The organism is Agrobacterium sp. NPDC090283, assembly GCF_044769685.1.
In the GTDB taxonomy this organism is placed as follows: Bacteria; Pseudomonadota; Alphaproteobacteria; order Rhizobiales; family Rhizobiaceae; genus Agrobacterium.
On the sequence record NZ_JBIVYG010000008.1, the window covers coordinates 79,602 to 96,014 of the forward strand.

A 16,413-nucleotide genomic window follows, 5' to 3' on the forward strand; every position below is an offset into this window, starting at 1 on the left:
GAGGTCGATATGACGTCGGAAACCGAAAAACGCATCATCACGCTCGAGGAAACGGCCGCGCATCAGGCGAAGGTGATAGAGGAACTCTCCGATCAGCTGGCGGAACAGTGGAAGGTGGTGGAGCAGACACGCGCCAAGCTAGACCGCCTGACGGAGAGATTTCTGAGCCTCGAAGAGCAATCGCTTGACGCGCCCGCAATCACTCGACCGCCGCATTATTAACAGGGAACAGCCAATGAAAAACGACAACGCCGCGCTGGCTGCCGATATAGTCGATTTCTGGAAGAAGGCCGGACCGGACAAGTGGTTCGACAAGGATGCCGCCTTCGACAACCACTTTCACGACCGTTTTCGTGACGCCCATTTCGCCGCCGCAAGGCGGGAACTGGATAGCTGGCTGGAGGGTGCGGAAAGCAGCTTGGCGCTGATGCTTCTGTTGGACCAGTTTCCGCGTAACTGCTTTCGCGACACCGCCCACATGTATGCGACAGACCCGTTGGCACGGCTTTTTGCCGACGAGGCTATCCGCCGTGGCCACGATCAGGCGGTGGGCGAGGACTTGCGCGTTTTCTTCTATCTGCCCTTCTCCCATGCGGAAGATATGGCGGCCCAGCAGCGCGCCTGCGGCCTGAACCAGCCGCTTGGCGGGCTTTATCTTCACCACGCCGAAGAACATCGCGATATCATCGAGCGTTTCGGCCGCTTTCCGCATCGCAACGGCATATTGCTGCGGGAAACGACCCCGGCGGAGCGAAAATATCTGGATGAAGGCGGTTTTTCCGGCTGAGCCGGAAACGAAAACGCCGCCAGTCCCGAAGGGTGGCGGCGTTTTAAAGGCATGGGAGCGGCGACAATCAGCCGTCGAAGAATTCCTTCATCCGGGCGAAGAAGCCCGTCGATTCCGGATTATTCTCCTTGGAGGAGAGCTGCTCGAACTCCTGCAACAGTTCGCGCTGACGCTTGCTGAGTTTCTGCGGCGTTTCGATCTGAATCTGGATATAGAGATCGCCCGTCTGCGCCGAACGCAGCACCGGCATGCCCTTGCCCTTCAGACGGAACTGCTTGCCCGGCTGGGTGCCTTCCGGAACCGTGACGCGCGATTTCGTACCATCAAGTGTCGTAACATCGAAAGTGCCGCCAAGCGCTGCCGTGGTCATCGAGATCGGCACGGTGCAATAAAGATCGGCACCGTCCCGCTGGAAGAATTCATGCGGACGCACGGACAGGAAGATATAAAGATCGCCCGCCGGACCGCCACGCATGCCGGCTTCGCCTTCGCCCTGCAGGCGAATGCGGGTGCCGTCTTCGATGCCCGAGGGAATGTTGACGGAAAGCGAACGCTCTTCCGTTACACGGCCCTGACCATGGCACTTGCCGCAGGGGTCGGAGATCGTCTGTCCGCGACCGTGGCAGGTGGGGCAGGTGCGTTCCACCGAGAAGAAGCCCTGTGCTGCGCGCACGCGGCCGGAACCCTGGCAGGTGGCGCAGGTCTTGGGCTGCGTGCCGGGTTTGGCGCCCGAGCCGGAACAGACGTCGCAGGTGATCGAGGTTGGAACCCTGATCTGCGCCGTCTTGCCGGTGAAGGCCTCTTCCAGCGTGATTTCCATATTGTAGCGAAGGTCGGCGCCGCGCTCGCGACCACCGGAAGACCGGCGCGCACGACCGCCACCCATCATCTCGCCGAAGATGTCTTCGAAGATATCGGAGAAGCCGCCATTGGCGAAACCGCCGCCGCCAAAGCCGCCACCGCCGCCCATGCCGCCATTTTCAAAGGCCGCATGGCCGAAACGGTCATAGGCCGCGCGCTTCTGCGGGTCCTTCAGCGTTTCATAGGCTTCGTTGATTTCCTTGAATTTCTGCTCGGATTCGGCGTTATCCGGGTTCTTGTCCGGATGGTATTTCATCGCGAGTTTGCGGAAGGCGCTTTTCAGCTCTTTTTCGTCCGCGGTCTTGCTGACGCCAAGTGTTTCGTAAAAGTCTGCTTTCGCCATTAAGTTAACAAGCCCCGCAAATGGATTTCCGGCTGCACGTCGGCAGCCGGATGTCTTGCATATGTTGCCAGGAGACGGAAGGTCACGCGATTATGCGGACTTCTTGTCGTCCTTGATTTCTTCATAATCGGCATCGACGACGTCATCCTTGCCGCCTTCAGAAGCATCGCCGGCTTCGGCCTGCTGTGCTTCGTAGATGGCCTGACCGAGCTTCATGGAAACTTCCATGAGGGTCTGGGTCTTGGCCTGAATGTCGTCGGCGTCAGGCTCGGAAGCTTCAACCGCCGTCTTCAGGCTGGCAATGGCGTCTTCGATCGCCTTGCGGTCTGTCTCGGAAACCTTGTCGCCATATTCCTTCACCGACTTTTCGGTGGAGTGAATAAGGCTTTCGGCCTGATTCTTGGCTTCCACGCCGGCGCGACGCTTCTTGTCGGCCTCGGCATTGGCTTCGGCGTCCTTCACCATCTTTTCGATGTCGGCGTCGGACAGACCACCGGAGGCCTGGATGCGGATCTGCTGTTCCTTGCCCGTGCCCTTGTCCTTGGCGGATACCTGCACGATGCCGTTGGCGTCGATATCGAAGGTAACTTCGATCTGCGGAACGCCACGCGGCGACGGCGGCAGGCCAACGAGGTCGAACTGGCCGAGCAGCTTGTTGTCCTGCGCCATTTCGCGCTCGCCCTGCGAAACGCGGATGGTCACGGCCGACTGGTTGTCTTCGGCGGTCGAGAAGGTCTGGCTCTTCTTCGTCGGGATCGTCGTGTTGCGATCGATCAGACGGGTGAAGACACCACCCAGCGTTTCGATGCCGAGCGACAGCGGGGTCACGTCGAGCAGCAGAACGTCCTTGACGTCGCCCTGCAGAACGCCGGCCTGAATGGCGGCGCCCATGGCAACCACTTCATCCGGGTTGACGCCCTTGTGCGGCTCCTTGCCGAACAGCTGCTTGACGACTTCCTGCACCTTCGGCATGCGGCTCATGCCGCCGACGAGAACGACTTCGTCGATCTCGGAAGCGGAAACGCCGGCATCCTTGAGCGCTGCCTTGCAAGGCGCGACGGTGCGCTGCACCAGATCGTCGACCAGGCTTTCGAACTTGGCGCGGGTCAGCTTCAGCGTCAGGTGCTTCGGACCGGAAGCGTCAGCCGTGATGAAGGGCAGGTTGATTTCGGTCTGCTGCGAGGACGAAAGCTCGATCTTCGCCTTTTCGGCAGCTTCCTTGAGGCGCTGCAGAGCGAGCTTGTCGTTCTTCAGGTCGATGCCCTGATCCTTCTTGAACTCGCCGGCCAGATATTCGACCAGACGCATGTCGAAGTCTTCACCGCCAAGGAAGGTATCGCCGTTGGTCGACTTCACTTCGAAGACGCCGTCGCCGATTTCCAGAACGGAAATATCGAAGGTGCCGCCGCCAAGATCGTAAACGGCGATGGTCTTGCCGTCCTTCTTGTCGAGGCCATAGGCGAGTGCAGCCGCAGTCGGCTCGTTGATGATACGCAGAACATCAAGACCGGCAATACGGCCGGCATCCTTGGTTGCCTGGCGCTGCGCATCGTTGAAGTAGGCCGGAACGGTGATGACGGCCTTCTCGACCTTTTCGCCGAGATAGGATTCAGCCGTTTCCTTCATCTTCTGAAGGATCATCGCGGAAATCTGCGAAGGGGAATAGGGCTTGTCCTGTGCCTTTACCCATGCGTCGCCATTGTCACCCTTGACGATTTCAAAGGGAACGAGGGCCTTGTCCTTTTCGACGGTCGGGTCTTCATAACGGCGGCCGATCAGGCGCTTGACCGCAAACAGGGTGTTGGTCGGGTTGGTGACCGCCTGGCGCTTGGCCGGCTGGCCGACAAGGCGTTCGCCATCGTCGGAAAATGCCACCATGGACGGCGTGGTGCGTGCACCTTCCGCGTTTTCAATAACTTTCGTGTCCTTGCCGTCCATCACTGCGACGCAGGAATTGGTCGTGCCAAGGTCGATACCGATTACTTTTGCCATGCTCTTCTCTCCTTGAAGCGAGTTGCCGGAACCCCGTGAGGCATTCTTGTGGCAGCTCCTTGACTTGGATTTGCAGTATTTGCTGCAGTTCTGCGGCGTATATAAGGAGCGATTTTTCCTGCTGCAAGGCGCAAGAGAGGGTGAAGCGCAGCAAAAAAGCGCAAGAAACCCCTGTCTGTGCAGAAGCATAGCCATCGCGGCTTGCGGAAGCGGGAAAACACGGCTTTGACGGTAGGGTCCGTGTGGTCCTTTGCCCCCGATCCCGTTGGAGAGTTGATTTATCTCTTTCTGCCAGACGGCAAATCTTTCGCGACTTTTGCCAGTTCGTTAATCGTTTTTTTTGCGAGTTGTTGACGTTCCGCTTTTCGCTGCTGGTCAAATTTGTCGTATTGGGTCTCCGCATGGCGTTTTGCCTTTGCGGCGCTAACACTTCCACCATCCCGGAGAACTCGCCTACCAAGACCCTTTAGCTGCTGCTCAAGCAAACGTTCAGCATCCTGCATCACGACGAGCCGACCGATATCAACCTGATCTTCAAAAATATCCAAAAGGATTGTTGTCAGCCTGTTTAACTCTTTTATTTCTGTTTCGGTCAGATAATTTTTGGAGACGGTTACATCCGTTTTTCTGATGTTATCGTTGGGCCATGTCCGCAGGCCCATGTTCTCCACATCATGTTTCGCCCTTGATGTCACAATCTCCGCGGGAGTTTGAGAGACGACCGCAAAAATAAGTTTTGCCTGTGTATGCTGATAGAACTCGCGAGCTGCTTCTGTGGCATTGTCGTAATCTTGGCACATCGCGCATATCTTGCGAAGCTCGGCGTAGACGTTCGCTTCATCGGCGCGAATGTCCCGAATGATCTCTTTCAGCTCGGCAATTCTATCGGAATTTTCAGGTTGCTTCAGACGAGCAGTGTCAACGACGAAGCCTTTTTTTGCGAACTGAACGAGTATTCCTGTTGCCCATCGACGGAATAAGGTGGCTTGTGCAGAGGACACGCGATAGCCGACTGATATTACCACGTCGAGATTGTAAAGCGTGGCAGGTCTACCATTGGTTGTTTGCACTTTTTGCAAAGAAGTCGATTCGGGCAACTCACCTTCTTCAAAGATGTTGGTTATGTGTCGGGAAATGCTCGAAACGTCGCGACCAAACAGCTCACCAATTTGGGCTTGTGTCATCCAGAGGGTTTCCCCCTCATATTTGATATCAATCCGAAGCCCTTTCTCTGTTCCGTAAACTAGGAACTTGTTTCCTGTTTGGGCATCTTCGAAAAGATGGATCGGCCCGTCTTCGCTCATACTTCTCTCCGATTCGGCTGATGCACTATAGCGATTTTTCAAACCGGACACTTGCCCTCACCCCCCTGCTGCGCACTGAAAACTGCGCAGCAGGCCCACTACTCGCTATACACACAAGTTATTGGGGATGAGCGTTCGTCAACGGATGTCGAAAAGGGCCTCAAGAGATTTTCCGAAATAAAGCGGGAGGAAGTTTTCTCAGGCAACAGAAAGAAAAGCCGGGCAAATCAAGAAAATTACGGAGAAATCACTGCGCGGCTGACGTGAAATGGCGGACAGGGTGGGATTCGAACCCACGGTACGCTTTCACGCACACACGCGTTCCAGGCGTGCGCCTTAAACCACTCGGCCACCTGTCCTTTTTTCAAATCTGCATGTTTTGAAGAATGCAAATCACTGGAACGGCGCGATATATACCGATGAATTCGCAGGGATCAACACGAATCTGACAGTTTTTTGAAATGTCGGCAATTTCCTGTGTTCCGATGCGATTGCAAACCGGTTTTTCCGCCTTTATCGATGCATTATAGATTTCAAAATATGGCTGTCTGATCGGCAGATCGTAAGCGAGGTGTCCCCAATGAAAGCTTTTTTGCGGTTTTTGAGCTTTCTTTTCCTCGTTGCGGCGGTTTTTCTGGGCGTGCTCGATTCGATCCGCTCGGTTTCCACATCCTCGGTCAACATCACCGGCATCCTGTCCGCCTGGAACTATCTTCTTCCTGCCTCCCGTACCATGGTGGAAGCGGCCATGGCTCACTATATTCACCCTGAAGCGTGGCGCTTCATTGAAAATGCCCTGTCGGCGGCGCCCGCATTTGCCGTTTCCCTGGCGCTTTCCCTGCTCTTCTGGATGGCGGGTTACAGGAAGCACAAGGCGATGAGGCGTTTATCGGCCTGACCTCGTGTCTGTCGAATTGGGCGCCCGCAGACGTGAACCATGAGAAGCGGCGGAACTGGCCGCATGGAGGACCGAATGTTCCTGTTCGATACGCTTTCAAAAAAAACGACGATGCCGACTGAAGAAACGGCCTTGCCCGGCCGTGAAGAGGCGCTTGCGGTGCCGGAAAACCATTTCGTGAATGGCCGGCCTTTGAAGGGGCCATATCCGGATGGTCTGGAAATCATCTATCTCGGCATGGGCTGCTTCTGGGGCGCGGAGCGGCTTTTCTGGAAAACGCCGGGCGTGTGGGTAACGGCGGTCGGATATGCCGGCGGCTTCACCCGCAACCCGACCTATCAGGAAACGACGACCGGCCAGACAGGCCATGCCGAAGTGGTCAAGGTTGTCTATGATCCGGCGGTTATCTCGCTCTCGGGTCTGCTGAAGATATTCTTCGAGGAGCATGATCCGACTCAAGGGATGCGGCAGGGCAACGATGTCGGCACGACCTACCGTTCCGCCATTTACGCGACGACGGAAGGGCAGTTGCAGCAGGCGCAGAAGGCGGGCGATGCTTTTCAGGAGGCTTTGGACGAGGCCGGCCATGGCAGCGCCATCACCACCGAGATCGGGCCGCTTGAAACGTTTTATTACGCTGAAGACTATCATCAGCAATATCTTGCTAAGAACCCGGGCGGCTACTGCGGCCTGAGGGGAACCGGCGTAAGCTGCAATATCGACTAGATTTTTTGCAGGTCGCCCCGGTGGAAAGACCAAAAAAACGCCAGAATAAAGTTTTTCCACCGGGTCAAAAAAACCGGATGAATTTTTCATTGAGCCATGCAAGGATATGAGCCAAGCACAGCCGGGAAAACGGCTGGCGGTTCCGCAGACATTCCCGGTCAACGGGTTTGCGGGAGGACCCTTAAAATATCAATTGCAACAACAGGGCTGCACAATGAAAAAATCCCTTCTGACGCTTTTTGCGCTCGCCGCAATGTCGGCTTCCGCGCTCGCCGCAGATATCAAGCCGGCGCTGGTCTATGGCACGGGCGGCAAGTTCGACAAATCGTTCAACGAAGCCGCTGCGGCCGGGGCTGAAAAGTTCAAGGCAGAAACGGGCATCGAATACCGCGACTTCGAACCGACCAGCGACACGCAGGGTGAACAGGCGATCCGCAACTTCGCCAGCAAGGGCTTCAACCCGGTCGTGGCCGTTTCGTTCGCCTGGACCTCGGCCATGGAAAAGGTTGCAGCCGAATTCCCTGACACCAAATTCGTCATCGTCGATTCCGTCGTCGAGCTGCCGAACGTCCGCTCCGTCGTCTACAAGGAGCATGAAGGCTCCTACCTCGTTGGTCTTCTGGCCGGCATGGCTTCCAAGACCGGCAAGGTCGGCTTCATCGGCGGCATGGATATTCCGCTTATCCGCAAATTCGCCTGTGGTTATGCCCAGGGCGCCAAGGCTGCCAACGACAAGATCGAAGTCTTCCAGAACATGACCGGCACCACGGGTGCTGCCTGGAACGATCCGGTGCGCGGCGGCGAACTCACCAAGAACCAGATCGACCAGGGCGCCGATGTGATCTACGCGGCAGCCGGTGCGACGGGTATCGGCGTGTTGCAGACCGCCGCCGATAACAAGAAGTTCTCGATCGGCGTCGATTCCAACCAGAACCACCTGCATCCGGGTTCCGTTCTGACCTCCATGGTCAAGCGCGTCGATCTGGCCGTCTACAACGCCTATAAGGACGCCAAGGACGACAAGTTCACCCCCGGCATCGTTGCTTTGGGCGTCAAGGAAGACGGCGTGGCTTACGCGGTTGACGACAACAACAAGGCCCTGATCACGCCGGAAATGACCGCCGCCGTGGACAAGGCGAAGGCCGACATCATCTCCGGCGCCGTCAAGGTTCATGACTATATGGCGGACAATTCCTGCCCGAAATGATATGATATGTAACTGGGGCGCATGATGATTTTTCATCTTGCGCCCTTTTCATATCCAGCCTTCGGAGAGGTTTCGGTTTGAGTATGGACCCTGCAATCGAACTGGTGGGCATCGACAAGAAATTCGGTGCCGTTCACGCCAATAAAAATATCAATCTGACCGTTGCCAAGGGCACAATCCACGGCATCATCGGGGAAAACGGTGCCGGAAAATCGACCCTGATGTCGATTCTTTACGGTTTTTACCAGGCGGATGCCGGTGAAATCCGGGTGAATGGCACGCCCGTCGCGATCCGTGACAGTCAGACGGCCATCAATGCCGGCATCGGCATGGTGCACCAGCACTTCATGTTGGTGGAGAATTTCACCGTGCTGGAAAACGTCATGCTCGGCGCGGAAGGCGGCGCATCGCTCGCCAAGGGCCGGGCGGCGGCCCGCAAGGAGTTGCAGCGCCTCGAGGACGATTACGGTCTGGAAGTCGATCCGGATGCGGTCATCGAAGAACTGCCGGTCGGTCTGCAGCAGCGCGTCGAAATCCTGAAAGCCATGTATCGTGGCGCCGAAATCCTGATCCTCGATGAGCCGACCGGCGTTCTAACGCCGGCTGAGGCCGATCACCTTTTCAAGATTCTCGGCGTCCTGCGTGAGCAGGGCAAGACTGTCATCCTCATCACCCACAAGCTGCGCGAGATCATGGCGATCACGGATTCCGTCTCCGTCATGCGCCGCGGCGAAATGGTGGCGACCCGCAAGACCTCCGAAACCAGCGTTGAGGAACTGGCCGAACTGATGGTTGGCCGTCGCGTGCTGCTCCGGGTGGAAAAGGGCGAGACGACACCGGGCGATGTTCTGCTCTCCATCCGCAATCTCACCGTCAAGGATAACCGCGGCGTCACCATGGTGGATGATGTCTCGCTCGATGTCCGCGCCGGTGAAATCGTCGGCATTGCCGGCGTGGCGGGTAATGGCCAGTCGGAACTGCTCGAAGCCATTGCCGGCATCCGCAATCCCGCTTCGGGAGAGATATGGGTGGATGGCCAGAAGGTAGACCGCCCCGATCCTGCGATCCTGCGCAAACTTGGTCTGGCGCATATCCCGGAAGACCGCCACCATATGGGGCTGGTGCTGAAATTCGAGGAATATGAAAACTCAATCCTCGGCTATCACCATGATGAGCGATACGGCAAAGGACCTTTCCTCAACCCCGAGGCCATCCGCAAGGATGCGGTCGAAAAGATCGAGAAATACGATATCCGCCCGCCGAACCCGCAGTTAAAGACCGCCAATTTTTCCGGCGGCAACCAGCAGAAGATCGTCGTCGCCCGCGAAATCGAACGCGACCCGAAGATGCTGATTATCGGCCAGCCGACCCGCGGTGTCGATATCGGCGCCATCGAATTCATCCATCGCCGCATCATCGAAATGCGCGATGCCGGCAAGGCGATTTTGCTGGTTTCGGTCGAACTCGATGAAATCCGTTCCCTTTCGGACCGGATCATGGTCATGTTCGCCGGCCGTGTCGTTGGAGAAAAAACGGCGGAAGCCGAAGAACAGACGCTGGGCCTGATGATGGCCGGCATCGCCGCATGAGGCATGAATGAGCACCGCTTCCACCCCCCTGCCAAACTGGATCAGCTACGGCCTGCTGCCTTTGCTGAATGTCGTCACCGCTTTTCTGATTTCCGGCCTCGTTGTCTGGTCCATCGGTGAAAATCCGCTGGCGGCGCTTCGCCTGCTCATCGAAGGTGCGCTCGGCCGTGGCGACGCCATCGGCTTCACGCTGTTTTACACGACGAGCTTCATTTTCACCGGTCTCTCCGTTGCCGTGGCTTTCCACGCGGGCCTGTTCAATATCGGCTCCGAAGGCCAGGCCTATATTGGCGGGCTGGGTGCGGCGCTGGTGGCGCTGGCGCTTGATCGTTACGTGCCCTGGTATGTGACGATGCCCTTCGCCGTCATCGGTGCTGCGGTTTTCGGCGCGGCCTGGGCCTTCATTCCGGCCTGGCTTCAGGCCAAGCGCGGCAGCCATGTCGTCATCACCACCATCATGTTCAACTTCATCGCCGCGGCACTGATGGTTTATCTCCTGGTCAACGTGCTGATCGTACCGGGCAAGATGGCGCCGGAAACGCGTACCTTCCTGCCGGGCGGGCAATTGCCGAAGCTGGACTGGTTGATGGCTTTGTTTGGCCTCAAGCTCGGGCCGGCGCCGTTCAACGTCTCCTTCATCATCGCGCTGGTCATGTGTTTCCTCGTCTGGGTGCTGATCTGGCGCACCAAGCTCGGTTACGAGATGCGTACGCTCGGCATCAGCCCGTCAGCCGCCATCTATGCCGGTATTCCCTATGCGCGCACGGTCATCATCGCCATGCTGATTTCCGGCGGACTGGCGGGCATGATGGCGCTGAACCCTGTCATGGGCGCCTCCGCCCGCCTGCAGGTGGAATTTGTCGGCGGTGCGGGTTTCGTCGGCATTGCCGTGTCGCTGATGGGGCGAAGCCATCCGCTCGGCATCATCTTCTCGGCATTGCTGTTCGGCATTCTCTATCAGGGTGGTGCAGACCTTTCCTTCGAGATGCCCAACATTACCCGCGAGATGATCGTGGTCATCCAGGGTCTGGTGATCCTGTTTGCCGGCGCGCTGGAATATATGTACCGGCCGGCGGTCGTCCGCATCTACCAGCGTCTGGCAAAGGGGTGAGCTGATATGGATTTCTTCGACATGCTGGTCAGCATTCTCGGCTCGACCGTCCGCCTTACAATCCCGCTTCTGTTCACCGCCCTTGCCGGACTTTTTTCCGAGCGTGCGGGGGTGTTCGATATCGGGCTTGAAGGCAAGATGCTGGCGGCGGCCTTCGCATCCGCCTGTGTTGCCTATATCACTGCCAATCCCTGGGCCGGTCTACTGGCTGGCATCGCGGTCTCCATCCTGTTCTCGCTGATCCATGGTTTCGCCGTCATCACCAATCGCGGCAACCAGATCGTGTCGGGCGTGGCGCTGAACTTCATTGCCGCCGGCCTGACCGTGGTTCTGGGGCAGGCCTGGTTCGGCCAGGGCGGCCGCACGCCGCAGCTTCCGGGCGAAGGACGTTTTGCCCCGATCATCCTGCCCGGCGCGGATGCGATGCGCGAGGTGCCTTTCATCGGCCCGCTTTATGCCAACGTCATTTCCGGCAACAATATCCTCACCTATCTCGCCTTTCTGGCTGTGCCGCTTTCCTGGTGGGTGCTCTACCGCACCCGTTTCGGCCTGCGGCTGCGCGCCGTCGGTGAAAACCCGGGTGCGGTCGATACGGCCGGCATTTCGGTGACATGGATGCGTTTCCGCGCCGTCATCGTTGCCGGTTTCCTCTGCGGTTTTTCGGGCGCCTATCTCGCCGTCGCGCAATCAGCCGCCTTTATCGCCAACATGTCGGCCGGCAAGGGTTATATCGCGCTCGCGGCGCTGATTTTCGCGAAATGGAAGCCGGTGCCGGTCATGTTTGCCTGCCTGCTCTTCGGTTTTCTGGATGCCTTCGCCAACTTCATGCAGGGCAAATCCGTGCCCGGCATCGGCGAAGTGCCGGTGCAGATTTTCCAGGCCATGCCCTATATTCTGACCTGCATCCTGCTTGCCGGTTTCATCGGCGTCGCCAAGCCGCCCAAGGCCGGTGGCGTTGCCTATGCGAAGGAGCGTTAAATCCATGTCACAAGACCCGATGTCGCATGCCCTGTTCGAGGCGGCGGTGGAGGCCATGGCCTTTGCCCATGCACCCTATTCGAAATTCCCGGTCGGTGCGGCGATCCGCGCTGAAGACGGCAAGATCTACAAGGGTGCCAATATCGAAAATCTCTCTTTCCCGCAGGGCTGGTGCGCCGAACCTTCCGCCATCAGCGCCATGATCATGGGCGGGGCCAAGAAGATCAGCGAAATCGCCGTCATCGCCGAAAAGCTCGCTCTCTGCCCGCCCTGCGGCGGCTGCCGGCAGAAGATCGCCGAATTCGCCACGCCGGAGACGAAAGTCTATCTCTGCGACGAAACCGGTGTCCAGAAGGTCATGACCATGGAAGAGCTTTTGCCCTTCAGTTTCAAGACAGAGCTGCCCTGATGCCGGATACGCTGATCGATATTCTGGTGGAGCGCCTGAACGGCCTGATGCCGCGCGTCGCCATCGTCCTCGGCTCTGGCCTCGGTTCTCTGGTGGAGGAGGTGGGCGATCCGATCCGGGTGCCCTATGCCGAACTTCCCGGTTTTCCCGCAAGCGGCGTTTCCGGCCATGCGGGCGAGCTGGTGGCGGGCTATCTTGGCGGTGAGCCGGTCATGATGCTCTCCGGCCGGGTGCATTATTACGAGAAGGGCGATCCGTCCGCCATGCGTGCGATCATCGGGGCGCTGGCCGGTCTCGGCGTGCAGTCGCTCATCCTCACCAATTCGGCGGGTTCGGTCAGGCAGGATATGCCGCCCGGCTCGGTCATGCAGATCACCGATCATATCAATTATTCCGGCATGAACCCGCTGATCGGTGAGGAAAGCGACCGCCGCTTCGTCGGCATGACCACGGCTTACGATCCTGATCTGATGCTCGCCATGCGCAATGCCGCGATCCGTGCGACGGTGCCCCTGTTCGGCGGCGTCTATATGTGGTTCTCCGGCCCAAGCTTCGAAACACCGGCGGAAATCCGCATGGCGCGGTTGCTGGGGGCGGATGCCGTCGGCATGTCCACGGTGCCGGAAGTCATCCTCGCCCGCTTTTTCGGGATGCGCGTTGCCGCTGCATCGGTTATTACCAATTACGGTGCCGGCATGACCGGTGCGGAACTGAGCCATGAAGAAACCAAGGACATGGCTCCCGTGGGCGGCAAGAGGCTTGCCGCTATTCTGAAGGAAATGATCGCAGGAGGAGCGTGACCATGGAACTCCAGCGTCCGCGCGAAGCGGCTGCCCTCACTCTGTCCTTGCTGGACCTGACAAATCTCAAGGAAGACTGCACGCCGGAGCAGATCGCTGCCCTGTGCCAGCGCGCGCATACGGATTATGGCAACACCGCCGCGATCTGCATCTGGCCGCGTTTCGTGGCGCAGGCACGCGCTGCTTTCGGAAAAGAACACGCGATCCGCATCGCTACCGTCGTCAATTTCCCCTCGGGCGATCTCGATGTCGCGACCGTGGTTGCGGAAACCGAAGTGGCGATCCGCGACGGCGCCGACGAAATCGATCTGGTCATCCCCTATCGCAAATTCATCGCCGGCGATGAAGCGGCCGTTTCCGACATGGTGGCCGCCGTGCGCAAGGCCTGCGTGGCACCCGTGCTGCTCAAGGTCATTCTCGAAACCGGCGAGTTGAAGGACAAGGCGCTGATCCGCCGCGCCTCCGAGATCGCCATCGCCGAAGGGGCGGATTTCATCAAGACATCGACCGGCAAGGTCGCCGTCAATGCAACGCTGGAAGCGGCCGATATCATGTTGCAGGCGATCCGCGACAGCCGACAGAAAGTGGGCTTCAAACCCGCCGGCGGCATCGGCACGGTGGAGGACGCGACACTTTACCTGCGGCTGGCGGAAACCATCATGGCGCCCAACTGGGCCATGCCGTCCACTTTCCGTTTTGGTGCCTCGGGCATTCTCGATGACGTGCTGAACGTACTGGCCGGCGGCGAACCGGCCAAGGCCGCCAGCGGGTACTGAGCTTGATCCCGCAGGAAATCATCCGCCGCAAACGTGATGGCCTGTCGCTTGAGCCGCAGGAGATCGCCGCTTTCATCGAGGCGTTGTCGAAAGACGGCATATCGGAAGGGCAGGCGGCTGCCTTCGCCATGGCGGTGTTCTTTCGCGGCATGAACCGCGATGAGATGGTGGCGCTGACGCTTGCCATGCGCGACAGCGGCGATGTCCTGTCCTGGAGTGATCTCGGCAAACCGGTGGCGGACAAGCATTCCACCGGGGGCGTTGGTGATAATGTCTCTTTGATGCTCGCCCCCATCGTTGCCGCCTGCGGTCTTGCCGTGCCGATGATTTCCGGCAGGGGCCTTGGCCATACCGGCGGCACGCTGGACAAGCTGGAAGCGATCCCCGGTTACAACGTTATGCCGGACGAGGCGCTGTTTCGCCGGACAGTGCAGTCTGTCGGCTGCGCCATCATCGGCCAGACGGGCGATCTCGCACCCGCGGACAAACGCCTCTACGCTATCAGGGATGTGACCGCGACGGTCGATTCCATCCCGCTGATCACGGCTTCCATTCTCTCGAAGAAGCTGGCGGCCGGGCTTGAGACGCTGGTTCTCGACGTGAAAGTCGGCAACGGCGCTTTCATGCAAAGCCTGGAGGATGCCCGCATTCTCGCCCGCGCGCTGGTCGATGTGGCGAATGGTGCGGGCCTACCGACAACCGCGCTGATCACCGACATGAATCAGCCGCTTGGCGATGCGGCGGGCAATGCCGTCGAAATCGTCAATTGTCTGGAGTTTCTGGCCGGTCGCAAGGCCGGCACGCGTCTCAAAAAAGTGGTTCTGTCCTTTGCGGCGGAAATGCTCGTGCAGGCTCAAAAAGCCGCGACGTTGGAGGAAGGCGAGGCGCTGGCATCAGCGGCTCTTTCCTCCGGCCGCGCCATGGAGGTCTTCGCGCGGATGGTTTCGGCACTGGGCGGGCCGTCGGACTTTGTCGAACATCCATCCCGTTACCTGGCCTCTGCGCCGGTCATCCTCCCGATTCCCGCTGCACGAAGCGGCTGGCTCGCATCCTGCGCAACGCGCGATCTCGGCATTGCTGTGGTCGAACTCGGCGGCGGCAGAACAAAGCCCTCGGACACCATCGATCCGGCAGTCGGTATTTCGGGTATCCTGCCGCTTGGGGCGAGGGTGGAGAAGGGCGAGCCGATCGCCGTCGTTCACGCAGCGTCCAGCGAAGACGCGGAGCGTGCGATAAGAAAAATAGAGGGCTGTTACGGGATTGCGGACAGCGCCCCGGAAATCGCCTCACCCATCCTTGAACGGATCACCTGACCAGCCGCATTTCGCCGCCGGACACCTTGAAAGACGATAATTGCTTCAGAAAGCTCATGCCGATCAGCATGTTGCTCAGCGCATTGTCCTTTAGCACCATGGCATCGACATTCTGAACGCGGATTGCGCCGATCTCTACCCGGTCAAGTTTCACATGCGCCGCCAGGGTCTGCCCATTGGCCGTCGAGATCGCATATTTGAAATCGAGGCTGTTGACGCCGTAACCCAGCCGGCGTGCAATCGTCTCGTTGATCGCCACCATCGAGGCACCGGTATCGACAAGCCCGTCGAAGGATTTACCATTGATGCGGAAGGTGGCGTTGAAGTGACCGCGCGTATCCGCTTTCAGACTGACGCTGCCCAGCGAAACCGGTTGCGGTCTGGCAACTTCGGCGGTGGCGCCGGATTTTGCCGCGCCGGTTTCCGGGCGTGACTGAAATTTTTCCATCAGCGCTGGAATTTGCGTGGCACTGACCGAAAGACCGACAAGCAGAAAAATCGCACGCGCCAGCAAGTGGTTGCTCCTTAAGGGCAGGGGTTGTCCCTGTGCAGCATAGGCGCAAAACATGCTGAAATCTTAAAAGAAAAAAGCCATCCGCCGCGTTGCGTGCGGCGAATGGCTCAAACGGTTAAGTAATGATGAACGGTGTTATTTGGTACCGTACATGCGGTCGCCGGCATCACCAAGGCCGGGAACGATATAGCCCTTCTCGTTCAGATGCCTGTCGATGGCGGCTGTGTAGATATGCACATCGGGATGGGCTTCACGGAAATTCTTGATGCCTTCGGGTGCAGCCAGCAGACACAGGAAGCGGATGTTCTTGGCACCGCGCTCCTTCAGCTTTTCAACGGCGGCGATAGAGGAATTGCCGGTTGCCAACATCGGATCCACGACGATGATGAGACGGGCGTCGAGGCTTTCAGGGGCCTTGAAATAATATTCGACCGCTTCCAGCGTATCGTGATCGCGATAAACGCCGATATGGGAGACACGCGCCGAAGGAACGAGCTCAAGCATCCCTTCCAAAAGGCCGTTGCCCGCGCGCAGGATCGAAGCGAAAACCAGCTTCTTGCCTTCGAGCACCGGTGCCTCGATGGTTTCGAGCGGCGTGTCGATGGTTTCCATCGTCATTTCAAGGTCGCGCGTCACTTCATAGCAGAGCAGCGTCGAAATTTCCCTGAGCAGGCGGCGGAAGCCGGCCGTGGAAGTTTCCTTCTTGCGCATGATGGTGAGTTTGTGCCGCACCAGCGGATGTTCGATGACTGTGACGCCGTCCATGAAACTGGCCTTTCTTTTATCTTATGCCCTGTAATTCACC

17 protein-coding genes and 1 tRNA gene are annotated in these 16,413 nt (G+C 58.5%); 12 read left to right on the forward strand and 6 right to left on the reverse strand.

Features of this window, described 5'->3' with window-relative positions; genetic code table 11:
• Window positions 1–9: 9 nt before the first annotated feature.
• Both ACIQUH_RS13650 and ACIQUH_RS13655 read left to right on the forward strand, forming a co-directional pair.
• A complete protein-coding gene (locus ACIQUH_RS13650; protein WP_400815843.1) occupies window positions 10–222 on the forward strand; it encodes a SlyX family protein in 213 nt (70 codons plus the stop codon).
• A 13-nt stretch (window positions 223–235) separates the two neighbouring features.
• Window positions 236–787, forward strand: coding sequence for a DUF924 family protein (locus tag ACIQUH_RS13655; RefSeq protein WP_400815846.1), 552 nt, complete (start codon window positions 236–238; stop codon window positions 785–787).
• Between the two features lie 67 nt (window positions 788–854).
• Here ACIQUH_RS13655 and dnaJ read toward each other — a convergent pair whose 3' ends face one another.
• From dnaJ to ACIQUH_RS13675, 4 genes are all read right to left on the reverse strand, one after another.
• A complete protein-coding gene (gene dnaJ, locus ACIQUH_RS13660) occupies window positions 855–1,991 on the reverse strand; it encodes a molecular chaperone DnaJ (RefSeq protein WP_003507223.1) in 1,137 nt (378 codons plus the stop codon).
• A gap of 90 nt (window positions 1,992–2,081) precedes the next feature.
• Window positions 2,082–3,983 carry a molecular chaperone DnaK gene (gene dnaK / locus ACIQUH_RS13665; protein WP_400815849.1) on the reverse strand — a complete coding sequence of 634 codons (1,902 nt, stop codon included), beginning with the start codon at window positions 3,981–3,983 and terminating at the stop codon, window positions 2,082–2,084.
• 278 nt (window positions 3,984–4,261) lie between these two features.
• The gene (gene rhuM, locus ACIQUH_RS13670) at window positions 4,262–5,287 is read right to left on the reverse strand and encodes a RhuM family protein (RefSeq protein WP_400815851.1); all 1,026 of its coding nucleotides are present in this window, start codon (window positions 5,285–5,287) and stop codon (window positions 4,262–4,264) included.
• Between the two features lie 269 nt (window positions 5,288–5,556).
• Window positions 5,557–5,646 (reverse strand) — tRNA-Ser (locus ACIQUH_RS13675).
• 221 nt (window positions 5,647–5,867) lie between these two features.
• On the opposite strand from ACIQUH_RS13675, the gene ACIQUH_RS13680 reads away from it, so the two are divergent.
• The 10 genes from ACIQUH_RS13680 (at window position 5,868) to deoA (ending at window position 15,094) form a co-directional block, all read left to right on the forward strand.
• The gene (locus tag ACIQUH_RS13680; protein WP_400815854.1) at window positions 5,868–6,185 is read left to right on the forward strand and encodes a hypothetical protein; all 318 of its coding nucleotides are present in this window, start codon (window positions 5,868–5,870) and stop codon (window positions 6,183–6,185) included.
• Window positions 6,186–6,260: 75 nt separating this feature from the next.
• On the forward strand, window positions 6,261–6,911 hold the full coding sequence (msrA, locus tag ACIQUH_RS13685; RefSeq protein WP_400815856.1) for a peptide-methionine (S)-S-oxide reductase MsrA: 651 nt from the start codon (window positions 6,261–6,263) through the stop codon (window positions 6,909–6,911).
• Window positions 6,912–7,125: 214 nt separating this feature from the next.
• Window positions 7,126–8,118 carry a BMP family protein gene (locus ACIQUH_RS13690; protein WP_400815859.1) on the forward strand — a complete coding sequence of 331 codons (993 nt, stop codon included), beginning with the start codon at window positions 7,126–7,128 and terminating at the stop codon, window positions 8,116–8,118.
• Window positions 8,119–8,201: 83 nt separating this feature from the next.
• Window positions 8,202–9,707: an ABC transporter ATP-binding protein gene (locus tag ACIQUH_RS13695; protein ID WP_400816204.1), complete on the forward strand. Its 1,506-nt coding sequence runs from the start codon at window positions 8,202–8,204 to the stop codon at window positions 9,705–9,707.
• 7 nt (window positions 9,708–9,714) lie between these two features.
• Entirely contained in the window at window positions 9,715–10,818 is a 1,104-nt protein-coding gene (locus ACIQUH_RS13700) for an ABC transporter permease (RefSeq protein ID WP_400815861.1), read from the forward strand.
• Window positions 10,819–10,824: 6 nt separating this feature from the next.
• Window positions 10,825–11,796 carry an ABC transporter permease gene (locus ACIQUH_RS13705; protein ID WP_279654588.1) on the forward strand — a complete coding sequence of 324 codons (972 nt, stop codon included), beginning with the start codon at window positions 10,825–10,827 and terminating at the stop codon, window positions 11,794–11,796.
• A 19-nt stretch (window positions 11,797–11,815) separates the two neighbouring features.
• Window positions 11,816–12,205 carry a cytidine deaminase gene (locus ACIQUH_RS13710; protein WP_162936796.1) on the forward strand — a complete coding sequence of 130 codons (390 nt, stop codon included), beginning with the start codon at window positions 11,816–11,818 and terminating at the stop codon, window positions 12,203–12,205.
• Window positions 12,205–13,005 carry a purine-nucleoside phosphorylase gene (locus ACIQUH_RS13715; protein WP_400815863.1) on the forward strand — a complete coding sequence of 267 codons (801 nt, stop codon included), beginning with the start codon at window positions 12,205–12,207 and terminating at the stop codon, window positions 13,003–13,005. The genes ACIQUH_RS13710 and ACIQUH_RS13715 overlap by 1 nt, the downstream gene beginning before the upstream one ends.
• A 2-nt stretch (window positions 13,006–13,007) precedes the next feature.
• A complete protein-coding gene (deoC, locus tag ACIQUH_RS13720) occupies window positions 13,008–13,781 on the forward strand; it encodes a deoxyribose-phosphate aldolase (RefSeq protein WP_400815866.1) in 774 nt (257 codons plus the stop codon).
• Complete coding sequence (deoA, locus tag ACIQUH_RS13725; protein WP_400816206.1) at window positions 13,778–15,094, forward strand: thymidine phosphorylase; 1,317 nt, start codon at window positions 13,778–13,780, stop codon at window positions 15,092–15,094. The genes deoC and deoA overlap by 4 nt, the downstream gene beginning before the upstream one ends.
• Here the strand turns inward: deoA and ACIQUH_RS13730 are convergent.
• Together ACIQUH_RS13730 and upp are read right to left on the reverse strand one after the other, a co-directional pair.
• Window positions 15,087–15,608, reverse strand: a complete 522-nt coding sequence (locus ACIQUH_RS13730) for a TIGR02281 family clan AA aspartic protease (protein ID WP_400815868.1) — start codon at window positions 15,606–15,608, stop codon at window positions 15,087–15,089. The genes deoA and ACIQUH_RS13730 overlap by 8 nt on opposite strands.
• 135 nt (window positions 15,609–15,743) lie before the next feature.
• Window positions 15,744–16,373: a uracil phosphoribosyltransferase gene (gene upp, locus ACIQUH_RS13735; protein ID WP_400815870.1), complete on the reverse strand. Its 630-nt coding sequence runs from the start codon at window positions 16,371–16,373 to the stop codon at window positions 15,744–15,746.
• Window positions 16,374–16,413 lie beyond the last annotated feature (40 nt).